Consider the following 12557-nt stretch of genomic DNA (forward strand, 5'->3'; position numbering starts at 1 on the left):
GCTGCGATGTTTGACGCTTCACCAATATCACAGGAACGCGAATGGGACGGGGCTCCGATAACGGAGCCTGGCCTATATCGAAATGTTCCGATCGAACGCTACCACAGCGATCCAGGCTTGTTTAATGGCGAGTTCTCGATCTCATCCACTGGCCTGAAGGCTATAGCAAAGCGCCCGCTCGAATACTGGCGGACGTCACATTACAACCCGTTCCGCAAAGAGCCAAAATCAACCGATGCGTTCGAATTCGGCAAAGCCGCGCATATGCTCATTTTGGGCGAAGACGGCTTTGCAGAGCGTTATGCGCTCCAGCCAGACACCTACATCAACAGTAAGGGTGTGGAGGCGGCGTGGAACTACAATTCCACATCATGCCGTCAATGGCGTGACGAGATGCGAATGTCTGGTCGTTCAATCATCTCAAATGCTGAGATTGAAGCGATCCGCGAGATTGCCAACTCACTGCGTCAAAAGACGCTTGTGCAGGAAGGCATTCTAAACGGTCTAATCGAGCGTTCCGTTTTCCATAAGATCGGTTCGATCTGGGTGCGCGTGCGTCCTGACGTTTGGCCAAGATATGGCGGCGACTATGTCGACTTCAAAACCGCGGCATCGGTAGACGATGACAGCTTGTCAAAGGCTCTTTTTGAAACCGGGAACTACATCCAGGCCGGTCTTACGCGGTGGATCGTACGGGAACTCTTTGGCAATGACGCGTTCTCGTCTTTCACCTTTGTTTACGCAGAGAAGACCGAGCCATTCGACGTTCGCATCAAGCAGCTGGACGAAGCGGATCTGGAGCTCGGTGAACTCCAAGCCCGCCGTGCATTTGATATCCTGGAACGTTGTGTCGAGACAGGTGAATGGCCTGGATATGACGGGCACGAAGATGACGTCACTTGGACTCGCATGAGCGATTTCAACCGGAAACGCGTTCGCAAACAGTTGGGGATTTCAGATGAGTGAGCACTTAACAGGCGGTCCAGCCTTCCCCTTTCAGTTTGATCAGACCTACGAACAAAATTTCGGGCATGAACCAGGAATGACTGTTCGCCAATACGCGGCCATCCATTTGCGCGTTCCAGAAAGCGGTGACGACTGGCTCGACCTAATGATCCGAAAGGCAAATTTGCGGGATACAGCGGCACAGGCCATGGCCGGAATGCTTGGCGGTGAAACCGATGACTCCGCGTACACCGAAAAAGTCGCAGCCGACCGCGCGCGGAGAATGGCGGAAGCGCTCTTGAGAGAAACAGATGAGGATTTCAATGAAATCGTCTGATTTTTACCAAGGGTCAGCAATCCAAGATCCGATCACTGTGATGCGGATGATCGCGATGGGCCGAAACATCTTTTGGGAAGGGCGCGTCTATTCAAACGCGTTCATGCGCGGCCAGCGCATCCAAACAATTATCTCACATACCGGAAAAGGCGCGTTTTCTTACGCGCATGAGAGGAATCCGAAATGAGCAACAGCATAGCTCTTCAAAACGAAGCCGGTGTTCAGGCCGCTGCGGAGATCCGCGCACCACAGTCCGGTTTAAATAAAGAGAAATTTGCCGAGTGCATGCAGTGGGCGACCATGCTCGCCAACTCTTCACTGCTTCCTCAAGCGCTGACGCATGAAAAACCCAGCAAGGATGAAACAAAGCTTCCGCTTGATCGTATTATTGCCAATTGTTTCTACGTGACCACTATCGCTGATGCTTGGGGGGTGATGCCGACCGCCCTCGCTCAAGGTGTGTCTCTTGTCCACGGGCGCATTTGCTTTGAAGGCAAGATTGTAGCCAGCGCGATCGAAAAGCATCTCGGTTTCGTCCTGAGCCATTATGTCAGCGGTAGTGGCGAGGACATGCGTATCTGGATCAGCGATGTTCCATTTACCGACGAAGTAGTTGCAAAGTTGGAGCCGAATTACCGTCGCACCGACATGCGGATCATGGATGGCACAGTAAAAGACTGGAAAACCTCCGGCAACAACAGCCCGTGGCGACCGAGCACATATGCAAAGATGCTGTTCTATCGTGGTGCTCGTGAATGGGCGCGCGTCTATGCGCCAGGTCTCATCAGTGGAATTTATACGCCTGACGAATTTGACGATGTAGCGTCTGACGTTCGTGCCCAGCGAGCTCGCGACGTCACGCCATTGAAGCCGACTGTCGGCGGCAATCTACGTCTGCGCCCAACTGATGACGACGAGCCTGAAGGCTTCACTCATGCCGGTATCGAAAAGGAGACAACGGCGCTGAAGGAAGCGGCTGAGAATAATTCTGAGGACAGAGTCCCGGAACTCAGCACGGAAGAGCGGAAAAGTCTCTCCCTTCTAATCCGTCAGTGCAAGGCAGCAAGCACAAAAACTGCCGACCAATCGAAGCTTGACCCCAAGGTCGTGGTTGACGTTGCGAAAGGGTTCGATGCCACTGGCAACCTCTCTACAAAGTTTGCCAGAGACAAGGCCGGCACCATCACACGTTCTTTCAAGTCTGTTTGCGAAGGAAAGACAAGCCTAGAAGCTGCTCTTCAGTATACCTGTGGTCTTGTAGGTATTGATCCTACAGAACTCGAAGAGGTGAAGTAATGGCACTTCAGCTCAAACGTCTCGACACTGCATTCTCTCTGGCCCCAGCAGCGGGCCAGAAACGACCACGCGTGATGGATGACGATCACCTCAAGTGGATACGCACCCTGCCCTGCATTCTAACAGGCCGGCGTCCTGTTGACGCTTGTCACATCAGATACTCCGATCCGAAATTCTACAAGCGTGAAACCGGCAAAGCGGAAAAACCAGATGACAAATGGGTAGTTCCGATGTGCCGTGAGATGCACGACACGCAGCACTCTATGAACGAACGCGCCTTTTGGGCCCGTCACAAAATCGACCCTGTCTCCATCGCAGCCGCACTCTTCCTTAATTCAGGAGATGACTCCGCGGCCGAGGTGATTTTCCGAAATGCGAGGAAGCCATGACCCCGACCATCTCAGATGAAGCAGTGCAGGCGGCACAGAACGCCTACAGAGCGCATCCCGGCGATAGCACAGAAAGCCATCGCGCCGCCCTCACAGCCGCCCTTCCTTTCCTGCAAGGGGTGAAGGTGAAGGCGCTGGAGTGGGTTAAGCCGCCGCTAAGTGAAACGCTATCGCGCTGTGAAACAGAGTTCGGCACTTATCGAACGTGGACCCACGACGAGGCGAACGGCAAATGGTTTTGGTCAGTTGAAGGCGGATATAACGAGGTAGGCGGTAGCGCAAAGGATGAAGCCGCCGCCAAAGCCGCAGCGCAGGCCGACTATGAGGCTCGTATCTTGTCCGCAATCGAGGTTGCCCCATCCCCGCGTGCGCAGGCGTTGGAGGAAGCTCTAAAGCTGACGTTATCAGTTGTTAAGTTGCAGAATGGCAATCTGTATGACGACATCAACCAGATAATTGCCGAGGCCGAAGCCGCCCTCTCGTCTCAGCCTGTAGCGGAAGGTCCGGAGCGCGGAAAGTTCTATCACAAGCATTGGGAACTATCGAAGCTTCTGGAAGCACGCAACGGTGGTCTTGTAGATCATAGCGGCGGCGAGGCTTGGCGCTACGAATACACAAGCAAGGACGAGAACGGAAAATACGACATGCTTTACCGGCATAACGTGAATGCGTCAGTTCCTGCACGCCTCCCAGCCTCACCGGGAGCGTCGGAATGAGTAAGCAAGCGGACTTGCTCACAGAGTTCGAGCAAAAGACAAACCAGCCCATCCGGTTCGTAATCTTTGTCAGCTATGGCAACGACAGTATTGCTCTCATTCAGTGGGCGCATGAACACGAACTTGAAGGAGTGGCCGTTGTTTTCACCGATACAGGCTGGATGGCGGACGGATGGGCCGAGCGTGTTGATAAAGGCGAAGCATGGGTTCGTTCCCTTGGCTTTACACCACATCGAACAAGAAGCATCGGCTTCCGCCAGCTGGCAAGAGACAAGAAGGGCTTTCCGACACAACGCTATCAGTGGTGCTCGTACATTCTGAAAATCGAGCCGGGACAGCGTTGGCTTGCTGAGAACGATCCAGACTGTCGAGCGGTCTGCCTTGTAGGTGTGCGCCGCGATGAAAGCCAGGATCGTGCTGATTTTCCTGAATGGCTCATAAAGTCTATCAACCACGGCGGTCGTATGCTTGTTGCTCCATTCGCAACGTTCTCAGAAACAGAGCGAAATACGCTCATCGGGCGTGCAGGATGGGAAGTTTTGCCACATCGTTCGCGTGAATGCCGCTGCATCAACTCAAATCGCAGCGACATGAAGCGCTTCACTGATGACGACTGGCAAGCAGTCGCTGACATCGAACAGGAAGTCGGCAAGACGATGTTTCGCCCTGCTCGACACATGGGCGCTGTCGGTGCCGACGAAGTGCGCAAATGGGCGAACAGCCCCCGTGGGAAATATCAGCCGCCAGAACCATTACCCGATGCTGTCGATCTGGAAGATGCACCAGACGAAGAAGACATGTTCGGCAATTCTGGCAAATGCGACACGTTCGGAGGATGCGGACGATGAATGACACGCGCCCACGCGGAGAGTGGTCCGCAACGCCTTTGTTTTTAAGACTGATTGGGTTCTCTCCAATGCGCAGACCTGTTTATGCGCACTACATGATTGGCGGGGGGGTTGATGAATGGGAATACACCCGCCCGACAGGAGGCGGCAACAATGGCGAATGAATTGAAGGAAGCCTTTTTGCGCTCATGGTTCGACGCTCCAGAAAGTGTTCATTGGGCGCACGGCATGTCTAATGAAGTCGAGAAGGAAGTTAGCGAAAGCTTTGATAGAGCGATTGCCGCTTGGAACACCCGCCCCGCAGCGCCGGTCGATGGGTTGGAGACAAAGGCTTATGTCTGGAAAACCAAAGACGCGGAATGGCGTTTTGAAGAGCCGTTCTTTCGGTCCGTCGATCAATGGCGAGCATCAGATGATCAATTCGACCATGAAGACCTGTGCTTAAAATCGAAGGCAGAGGCCATCATTGCGGCGAATGATGAAGCATGGAAATCAACATACGACGATTTCCATGAAGAGTATGAGAAGGTTTTAGCCGACAACGCGGCGAAGGATGAGACTATACGAAGGCAGGACATAGCCTTGAGAGGCGCGTTGCTCGAAGTCGAAAGATTGAAAGATGACAACGCGGCACTGACTGCGCGGGTGAAGGCCCTCGAAACCCAACTCGCGGAGGCAACAAAAATCCGGGAAACCGCTGAATGTGTCGTCTGGTTCGACTGGTCAGGCAACGACGATGATGCAGTGAAAGCCGTAGCCGATTTACGCGCCGCCTTGGAGGGCAAGCCATGAGCCTCGAATACATCAAAGATTATTATCGTGTTCCCGCTAGCGTTGGCGGGCGCGTCAAATACACAGGCGGCAAGCGGCCTCAATATGGAACCATTGAAGGCTTTCGCAATCAGTACCTGCTAATTCGCCTCGATGATGAAAATCATGAACCTGGCCGGTACCATCCTACTTGGGAACTTACTTATCTGGAGGATCGCCCATGACCCTCATTGACATACTATCCAAGCTGGACGGGCCTGACAGGGAAGTGGATGGCATCATCGCCGAAACTTTCGGATATCCGCAAGAGGTGTTTGGAAGCAGCTTCGGAACTGCTTATGTGGATGGACCAGATATGCATTACGACGAAGCAACATGGTCTGGCGAAGGTAAATCTTGGTCTGCTCCCTACTTCACCGCCTCTGTAGACGCTGCTATCGCGCTGGCTGAGAGGGTATTGCCGGGTCGGGTTTGCGACATTGTGTCAACGGCGATGTGCATAATTATCACCACCGGCAAAGACGTTTCTCGCCTAGCTCGTGAAATCGTCATCGCCCTCTTGCGCGCAAAGGAGGCCAGTCATGGCGAGTAAGGAACTGATTGAGCAAGTTGAAGACATTCTGGAAGCCGCGTTTGTGCAGGAGGATAACTTCACGGTAACAGCTAACGCCATTATTTCCACCATCCTCGCCGCTCTACAGGAATCGACGCCAGCCATGCAGCTTGTCGTATCGAAAAATTGGGGACGCAGAACATGGGCGGAATACCATCAGGTTATCAACGCCAGCCCACTAGGTGAGCAGAGCGAATGAATGGATTCGGATTTATCATGACTCTAATAGTAATCTGGTTTTGGTTTAACCCTCATAGCGCGGGAAAGTGGGCAGCAAAGGCTAAACTCGCATTCTTGAAGGAGTGGCGCACGGGAGATAATGTCGAATGAAGCAAGACGGCGAAGTGGTAGTTTCTATATTAAGCGGAATGCCGGGAGTGATTGTGGAGCGGTACACTCGGACATTTAAGCAGTACTACGTAGATTATCGCGTCCACTTTTCTGACGGTCTATACTGGATTGTCCGAGATCGTCATCTGCGTAAGCCCATGGCCGGGGAGAGTCGCCAAGCCCTGAAAGGCGGTGAGCGACCATGGCTAAGATGACATGGGGCGATATTCTCGTCGCAAGCTTTTCAGCATGTCTTGCATGCGGTCCCGACGAGCCTGCCGATAAAAGAACGCTATCAGCTGACCTCGAAAAAATACTGCTCGTTACAGGTCGAGCCCGAGAAGACCGCACCGCACTGCAAGAAAGGGGGAGAGAGTGAGTAACTTATCCTCACCTATTCTTAGCAAGGCCAGCTCGATTAGTACTGATGTTCGAATAGATCAGGTGAATGCGCTTGCTGCCACATGCCGAACACTTCAACAAATGGGCAATGTCTTTGAACAACGCACCGTGATCTGGTCCAAGCTTATCCGCAAGGCCATGCATATCCAGTTTCGCATTGTGATGGCAATCAAGACAACTTGCAGTGATGTATTCGCCATACTTCAAACAATCACCAAGGGTCGCGTTAACGCTAAAGCTTGCCATGCCAGCCTCCTATCAGGCGGCAGCTATTACACCGTGAACACAATGAGAACAAATCACAAAATTCGGGGTAAGCGATGACTCGGCGAGACATTGAGCGATTGCGCCGTATTGCTTCGGGCGCGGAAGTAACCAGCTTCATTTGGTATTTCACCGACAGGAAGCTGCATCGGGCAACGTTCATCGAACGATGGCGCAATGGAAGAAGCAACAAGGAACATCTTTACATTACAGAACTTGGCCGCAGGGCTTTGGAGGAGTTGAATAAATGACTGAAATCCCCAACCTTATTCCAGTTGATCAGGTCTGTGAAAAAATCGGAGTGACGAAATCCTGCATCTACCGGTGGATTAGTGAAGGCAAGTTTCCCCGCCCGCTCAAACTAAGTCCAACGTGCGTGCGATGGCGTGAACAAGACATTCTAGACTGGATAGGACAGCTCTCTACGACATAGCAATCAGAGACCGGCATCATCGCCGGTCTTTTTGTATGCATCAGGATTGTTAATACGCATTGGCTTCTGCACGATTTCTTCAATCGGTGTAGCGCCGTCCAAGAGGAGATCAGCCCAAAGCTGAGCGATCTCACGGCGTCTGGAAATGTGCTGGGCTCGGTTATATGCGGCTTCCACTTTATCCTTCGGCTTGTGTGCCAGCATCAAGTCTATGATGTGGCGGTCCTGGGGTAGCTTCTCATTCATTATTGTAGAGAATGTCGAGCGCCAGCCATGAGGCACGTGTCGGTGCAAAAACCCCGCGCGATTCTGTAAGTAACCGATCGCGTTCTCGCTCATTGGTTTATGAGCGTGGCGCGTATTGGGAAATGCAAAAGGCCCCTTGCCTGTCAGGCTACGCAGAATTCTTATGATTTCCATGGCCTGGCGTGACATCGGAACCCAATGCTCATTAGCATCGTCTTCTTTCTGATGCAGGCGAAGTTTCATACGTTCAGCCGAAACTCTCCAAATCGCTTCGTTTTGGTCAATCTCATTGAGCTCGGACCAAGGCGTAGTGATTAGTGTTCCGGGACGCAGTCCGGTGAGGGCCAAGAGGCGAAGTGCAAGACGAGTAACGGGATGAGCCGGGATGCCGTCCGTAGCCTTCAAGAGCCGTTTAGCATCTTCGAGATTTGTTATCGCTGGCTGTCGCCCCTTCTTAACAGGAGCCATGGCGCCTTGGACAATAGCTGCCGGGTCACTGACGGCTTTACCGGATGCAATTGCGTAGACAAACACGGCAGACATTCGCTGCCGGACACGTCGCGCGGTTTCTTTTGCCGGGCCTCGCTTTTTACCCTTCGCAGTTTTCCCTCCGCCCTTCTCGATTTTCTGAAGAGTTGCCAGAACGAGAGGAGCCGTTATTTCCGTTATAGGGAAGCTTCCCAGATCGGGGAAAACTAGTCGCTCCAAACTACCGATCACGTCCTCGCCATGACGCTCCGTCCAGAGTGGCGCATTCACACCATGCCAAACACGCGCGATTTCTTCGAACGAATCACCGGAATTGGTTTTTGGAAGCAGCTTTTCGATTCTTCGTGTGCGAGAGGGATCGATGCCTTGCTTTAAGCCGGACTTCAATTTGTCGCGTTCCGCTCTGGCTTCAGCAAGAGAAACATCGGGATATTTCCCCAATGACAGCATCTGCTGCTTACCTTCTTTACGAAAGCGCAAACGCCACAATTTCCCGCCCGAGGGCGTGACTTCAAGCGAAAGGCCGCCCGAGTCGGTGAGACGGAATCCTTTGTCTTGTGGCTTGGCCTTTTTTATCGCTGAGTCCGTAAGCATCCCGCCGCCTCAAATCTACACACATTACGCGAAACAACATACACACAATCTACACACATATTGATGCGCTTGTGAGCGACTGGTTGTAAGTGCCCGCGTCCCATTTTGTAGCCAAATGCCACATAAAACAAGGGGTTAAGAGGCGGAAAATGCCTGCTATTGAAGAGTACTTGGCGGAGGGGGTGGGATTCGAACCCACGGTACAGTCTCCTGCACGCCGGTTTTCAAGACCGGTGCCTTAAACCGCTCGGCCACCCCTCCAAGTATTTGCAATGGTTGTACTTTTCTCGGTTTCAGAAAAGCCTCAAATCAGTGATTGCTACCGATTTGCTACCCATTCACTCAGCGAGTGACTTCTTAGCAGCTTTTATAGCGGCGTCAACTTGTTCTACAGCATTTGCCTGCATTCCCAGCATGACATGTGAATAAAGGTCAAGCGTGATGCCGATTGTGGAATATCCGAGCCCTTCACTGGCAATCTTTGGATGAACGCCAGCGGCCAAAAGCTGGGTTGCATGAGAGTATCGCAGATCGTGAAACCGGATGCGCAGAAGCGAATCCTTTGCGACAAGCCTAACCCAAGGGGCAAAACCGGCTCCGCTTAAGCTGGGCTGCAAGTTCAATTGCTTCTGTCACCGATCCGAAGACCCAGCAGGACCGCGAAATAACCGATGACAATACTGAGAACCAAATAAGCGAGTGCGGATACCAGTCCCGCCGTTGATCCAGACATAAGAACGTAAGCGCCGTAGACAAAGCTGGAAAACGTGGAAAGCCCACCCATCATGCCTGTAGCGACCAGTGTATTGACCTCTGAGCTGAGAGTGCCTTTTTTGTAAAGCCCAGTGGCCAGCCCAAGCAAAAATGATGCGACAATATTCGCGACTAAAATTGACACCGGAATACCATCGGATAGAGCCGGTACGCCTAGCATCAGAAACTCACGAAGCATGGCACCTATCGCGCCACCGACAAAGACGAGTATGATTGTATTAATCATTGTTCTTCCCTCATCCTATCCAGCTTGCTAACAACGCGCCAAATGCGGCTGCCGATAATCCGACGAGAACCGATCCCACCAAATAAGCGATTGCCAAGCCACGATTATGATCGCGAGCCAGCTTGACCGCATCAAGCTGCATTGAGCTGAATGTGGTGTAACCGCCAAGGATACCGGTCAAGATGCCAGATTTTAATACATCTCCAAAGCGATCGTACCATTCCACTGAGAACAGCACCGATAAAAAGCCAATAACGAAAGCACCGCTCACATTGATTAGAAATGTTCCGAGGGGAAATTTGCCATTGTAGCTTTCGCCAACCAATTTGCCGACCCACCAGCGAAACAGCGAGCCTAGTCCACCGCCCAAACCGACCCATAGAATGTCTAATGGCTGCATTCACTTCCCCGGAAAAGCATCAACTTTCATACCCACCATCTGTAGATTGAAAAAAGACGGTCGCACAAGCAGAATAGTAAGTGAAGAGGTTGCAACCCGGTTGCTACCATTTTGCTATACAACTCGGTAGCAAGATCGAAGACAGGGCAGGACAAAAGCGGATAATGACCGCGACAAGGCTATATGTTCTGGGAGTTTGAATATGGAGGAATAAAAGGGCGTACGGCTATAACCGAACTTCAAGACCCGCGCCTTAAACCGCTCGGCCCTTTTCCGCGTCTGCATGAAACAGATTTGAGTGCGTCGTCATCGTTATCAAACAGCAGCGTCAATCTGCCACTTGCAGTCATTCGCCAGAAAATGACTCAATACCTTGCTCTTCGAATGAATGAAGCTTAAATTTGAGTAAATAAATCATAAAGAAAAGGGAACCAATGAGCTTGGAATCAGTAAAAGCTTTTTTTGCGAATAAGGCGCCAGAAATCCAAGTGATTGAACTGCCAACCAGCACCGCGACTGTCGCACTCGCTGCGGAAGCACATGGTGTGGAGCCGGGCCAGATCGCAAAAACGCTCTCGTTTTCGACAAAAGACAAAACTATCCTTATCGTTACCCGCGGAGATGCGCGTATCGATAATCGCAAATTCAAGGACCAGTTCGGAACCAAGCCACGCATGTTGGACGCTGAAACTGTGCTGATAGAAACCAGCCATCCGGTTGGAGGTGTCTGCCCTTTCGGATTGCCACGGGAAATGCCGGTTTATTGCGATTTATCGCTCAAAAATTTTGATGAAGTTGTTCCCGCTGCCGGGGCAACCAACAGTGCCGTCAGGATATCCCCTCTCAAAATAGCCGAGCTTGTTTCAGCCGAATGGGTCGATGTCTGCCAATGATGAAACGCCGACATCGAAAATGTCGGCATCAAAATGGCGTAATGAAATGTTTTTTGCCCTTTAAAGGTGATAAAGCACTTCATATATTTTAAGAATAGTTCTAAAGTGGATTCGAGGCAAATGCATTCGCTTGGCGCATATCCCAGAAATTCCGGGCATCCGGGCGGGATTGTGGCTTAACCAAAAGCAGAGTTTTCCGATTGAGACATCAATATGGAACACTTGAGGATGCGTTGAAAGGAATAGTTGATGCGTCTTACTCGCCAGACAAATTATGCCATTCGCATGCTTATGTATTGCGCTGCCAACGAAGGCAAACTGAGCCGCGTTCCAGAAATCGCCCGTGCTTACGGCGTTTCGGAATTGTTTCTCTTCAAGATTTTGCAACCGCTTGTCGAGAACAAGCTGGTGGAAACAGTGCGCGGCCGCAATGGCGGTGTACGTCTGGGGCGTGAGGCGAAGGATATTTCTCTGTTCGATGTCGTGCGCGTCACAGAAGAAAATTTTGCGATGGCAGAATGCTTTGAAAACGATGCCGCGGAGTGCCCACTCGTGGATAGCTGTGGTCTTAATTCTGCATTGCGTGAAGCGTTGAATGCTTTCTTTGGCGTGCTGATGAAGTACAGCATAGACGATCTGGTCAAAGCGCGCCCGAATGTCCGCGCTCTGCTCGGTCTTGATGAAGACCTTGAGACTGCCGAGCGGATTGCGAGCTAAACGCTCAAAATGACGACATAAAAAGCTGAAAATCATCATGGTTTTCAGCTTTTTTGTTGGAAAACGTTTTATATGGTCGCCGAATAGGCCGATTGCGGCAGCACGAACGGAACACCCTTCACAGGCGGAACGCCAACGCGCAGCGAACATTCATAAACGCGCTCCAATCGATCATCGGTCAAAGCCTGCTGCGGTGTATCAATCGTATCGAGCGTGCCCTTATGCATGACTGCAATGCTGTCTGCAAACATGGCAGTCAGATTGAGATCGTGGAGAATGGCGATAACGCCGCCGCCAGACGCTGCAAATTCACGAGCGATCTCCATCACTGTGATCTGATGCTTTATATCAAGACTCGAAATCGGCTCGTCCAGAAACAGATAGCGTGGTTTTCCGTCCACAACCGGTTTCCAGACCTGACACAATACGCGTGCAAGCTGTACGCGCTGTTGTTCTCCCCCCGAAAGCTCCTGATAAAGCCTGCCGCTAAAGCCTGAAAGATCAACCTTTTGCAAGGCAAGATCAGGCAACCTCTCCTGTTCGGCGCCGCTCACGCCACTGAAACCACCCGTCAATCCGATATGCACAATCTCACGCACAGTAAAAGGAAATGATAATGCACTGGCCTGCGGGAGCACGGCGCGGCGTGCTGCCATGCGCCATGGCTTGATTTTGGAAAAATCCTCGCCGTCAAGAAAGGCTGAGCCTGTATAGGGCAGATCACCTGAGAGCGCACGCAACAGCGTAGTTTTACCGGAGCCATTGGGGCCGACGATAGCTGTCACCGCCCCCGGATGAGCAACAAAATTGATATTTTCGATAATTTTCTTGCTGCCGATGGAAACGCTTAAATTTTTAGTCTCAATCATATCAG

22 protein-coding genes and 1 tRNA gene are annotated in these 12557 nt (G+C 51.8%); 16 read left to right on the plus strand and 7 right to left on the minus strand.

What is annotated here, in order from left to right:
- Positions 1–6: 6 nt before the first annotated feature.
- Genes ABE527_RS14345 through ABE527_RS14400 form a run of 12 tightly spaced genes read left to right on the plus strand, consistent with a single transcriptional unit; the run spans position 7 to position 6114 of the window.
- Positions 7–966, plus strand: coding sequence for a PD-(D/E)XK nuclease-like domain-containing protein (locus ABE527_RS14345; protein WP_499697317.1), 960 nt, complete (start codon positions 7–9; stop codon positions 964–966).
- Positions 959–1282 carry a hypothetical protein gene (locus ABE527_RS14350; RefSeq protein ID WP_499697318.1) on the plus strand — a complete coding sequence of 108 codons (324 nt, stop codon included), beginning with the start codon at positions 959–961 and terminating at the stop codon, positions 1280–1282. The genes ABE527_RS14345 and ABE527_RS14350 overlap by 8 nt, the downstream gene beginning before the upstream one ends.
- Positions 1269–1469 carry a hypothetical protein gene (locus ABE527_RS14355; RefSeq protein WP_499697319.1) on the plus strand — a complete coding sequence of 67 codons (201 nt, stop codon included), beginning with the start codon at positions 1269–1271 and terminating at the stop codon, positions 1467–1469. Before ABE527_RS14350 ends, ABE527_RS14355 begins: the two co-directional genes overlap by 14 nt.
- A complete protein-coding gene (locus ABE527_RS14360; RefSeq protein ID WP_499697320.1) occupies positions 1466–2578 on the plus strand; it encodes a hypothetical protein in 1113 nt (370 codons plus the stop codon). Before ABE527_RS14355 ends, ABE527_RS14360 begins: the two co-directional genes overlap by 4 nt.
- Positions 2578–2967, plus strand: coding sequence for a DUF968 domain-containing protein (locus tag ABE527_RS14365; protein ID WP_499697321.1), 390 nt, complete (start codon positions 2578–2580; stop codon positions 2965–2967). Before ABE527_RS14360 ends, ABE527_RS14365 begins: the two co-directional genes overlap by 1 nt.
- Positions 2964–3683, plus strand: coding sequence for a hypothetical protein (locus ABE527_RS14370; RefSeq protein WP_499697322.1), 720 nt, complete (start codon positions 2964–2966; stop codon positions 3681–3683). Before ABE527_RS14365 ends, ABE527_RS14370 begins: the two co-directional genes overlap by 4 nt.
- Positions 3680–4531, plus strand: a complete 852-nt coding sequence (locus ABE527_RS14375; protein WP_499697323.1) for a phosphoadenosine phosphosulfate reductase domain-containing protein — start codon at positions 3680–3682, stop codon at positions 4529–4531. The genes ABE527_RS14370 and ABE527_RS14375 overlap by 4 nt, the downstream gene beginning before the upstream one ends.
- Positions 4528–4695, plus strand: a complete 168-nt coding sequence (locus tag ABE527_RS14380) for a hypothetical protein (RefSeq protein WP_499697324.1) — start codon at positions 4528–4530, stop codon at positions 4693–4695. Before ABE527_RS14375 ends, ABE527_RS14380 begins: the two co-directional genes overlap by 4 nt.
- Entirely contained in the window at positions 4685–5323 is a 639-nt protein-coding gene (locus ABE527_RS14385; RefSeq protein ID WP_499697325.1) for a hypothetical protein, read from the plus strand. Before ABE527_RS14380 ends, ABE527_RS14385 begins: the two co-directional genes overlap by 11 nt.
- Entirely contained in the window at positions 5320–5526 is a 207-nt protein-coding gene (locus ABE527_RS14390) for a hypothetical protein (RefSeq protein ID WP_499697326.1), read from the plus strand. Before ABE527_RS14385 ends, ABE527_RS14390 begins: the two co-directional genes overlap by 4 nt.
- Positions 5523–5894 carry a hypothetical protein gene (locus ABE527_RS14395; protein WP_499697327.1) on the plus strand — a complete coding sequence of 124 codons (372 nt, stop codon included), beginning with the start codon at positions 5523–5525 and terminating at the stop codon, positions 5892–5894. Before ABE527_RS14390 ends, ABE527_RS14395 begins: the two co-directional genes overlap by 4 nt.
- Complete coding sequence (locus tag ABE527_RS14400) at positions 5884–6114, plus strand: hypothetical protein (protein WP_499697328.1); 231 nt, start codon at positions 5884–5886, stop codon at positions 6112–6114. The genes ABE527_RS14395 and ABE527_RS14400 overlap by 11 nt, the downstream gene beginning before the upstream one ends.
- A 521-nt stretch (positions 6115–6635) precedes the next feature.
- Here the strand turns inward: ABE527_RS14400 and ABE527_RS14405 are convergent.
- Positions 6636–6893, minus strand: coding sequence for a hypothetical protein (locus ABE527_RS14405; RefSeq protein WP_499697329.1), 258 nt, complete (start codon positions 6891–6893; stop codon positions 6636–6638).
- Positions 6894–6967: 74 nt separating this feature from the next.
- On the opposite strand from ABE527_RS14405, the gene ABE527_RS14410 reads away from it, so the two are divergent.
- A complete protein-coding gene (locus ABE527_RS14410) occupies positions 6968–7162 on the plus strand; it encodes a hypothetical protein (protein WP_499697330.1) in 195 nt (64 codons plus the stop codon).
- Positions 7159–7344 (plus strand): helix-turn-helix transcriptional regulator, encoded by a 186-nt coding sequence (locus tag ABE527_RS14415; RefSeq protein WP_499697331.1) that lies wholly within the window; start codon positions 7159–7161, stop codon positions 7342–7344. The genes ABE527_RS14410 and ABE527_RS14415 overlap by 4 nt, the downstream gene beginning before the upstream one ends.
- A 3-nt stretch (positions 7345–7347) precedes the next feature.
- Here the strand turns inward: ABE527_RS14415 and ABE527_RS14420 are convergent, their stop codons facing one another.
- The 5 genes from ABE527_RS14420 to crcB form a co-directional block, all read right to left on the minus strand.
- The gene (locus ABE527_RS14420) at positions 7348–8673 is read right to left on the minus strand and encodes a tyrosine-type recombinase/integrase (protein WP_499697332.1); all 1326 of its coding nucleotides are present in this window, start codon (positions 8671–8673) and stop codon (positions 7348–7350) included.
- Positions 8674–8844: 171 nt separating this feature from the next.
- Positions 8845–8934: transfer RNA gene (locus tag ABE527_RS14425), tRNA-Ser, on the minus strand.
- Between the two features lie 77 nt (positions 8935–9011).
- Positions 9012–9296: a tyrosine-type recombinase/integrase gene (locus ABE527_RS14430; RefSeq protein WP_499697333.1), complete on the minus strand. Its 285-nt coding sequence runs from the start codon at positions 9294–9296 to the stop codon at positions 9012–9014.
- The gene (locus tag ABE527_RS14435) at positions 9293–9673 is read right to left on the minus strand and encodes a CrcB family protein (protein ID WP_265983955.1); all 381 of its coding nucleotides are present in this window, start codon (positions 9671–9673) and stop codon (positions 9293–9295) included. The genes ABE527_RS14430 and ABE527_RS14435 overlap by 4 nt, the downstream gene beginning before the upstream one ends.
- A 10-nt stretch (positions 9674–9683) precedes the next feature.
- Positions 9684–10073, minus strand: coding sequence for a fluoride efflux transporter CrcB (gene crcB / locus ABE527_RS14440; RefSeq protein ID WP_265983954.1), 390 nt, complete (start codon positions 10071–10073; stop codon positions 9684–9686).
- Positions 10074–10507: 434 nt separating this feature from the next.
- On the opposite strand from crcB, the gene ABE527_RS14445 reads away from it, so the two are divergent.
- Positions 10508–10966 (plus strand): YbaK/EbsC family protein, encoded by a 459-nt coding sequence (locus ABE527_RS14445; protein WP_265983953.1) that lies wholly within the window; start codon positions 10508–10510, stop codon positions 10964–10966.
- Between the two features lie 249 nt (positions 10967–11215).
- Positions 11216–11683, plus strand: a complete 468-nt coding sequence (gene rirA / locus ABE527_RS14450) for an iron-responsive transcriptional regulator RirA (RefSeq protein ID WP_265983952.1) — start codon at positions 11216–11218, stop codon at positions 11681–11683.
- Positions 11684–11751: 68 nt separating this feature from the next.
- Here rirA and ABE527_RS14455 read toward each other — a convergent pair whose 3' ends face one another.
- Positions 11752–12552, minus strand: a complete 801-nt coding sequence (locus ABE527_RS14455; protein WP_265983951.1) for a heme ABC transporter ATP-binding protein — start codon at positions 12550–12552, stop codon at positions 11752–11754.
- Positions 12553–12557 lie beyond the last annotated feature (5 nt).

The organism is Brucella sp. TWI432, assembly GCF_039674445.1.
Taxonomy (GTDB): Bacteria; Pseudomonadota; Alphaproteobacteria; order Rhizobiales; family Rhizobiaceae; genus Brucella; species Brucella chromiisoli.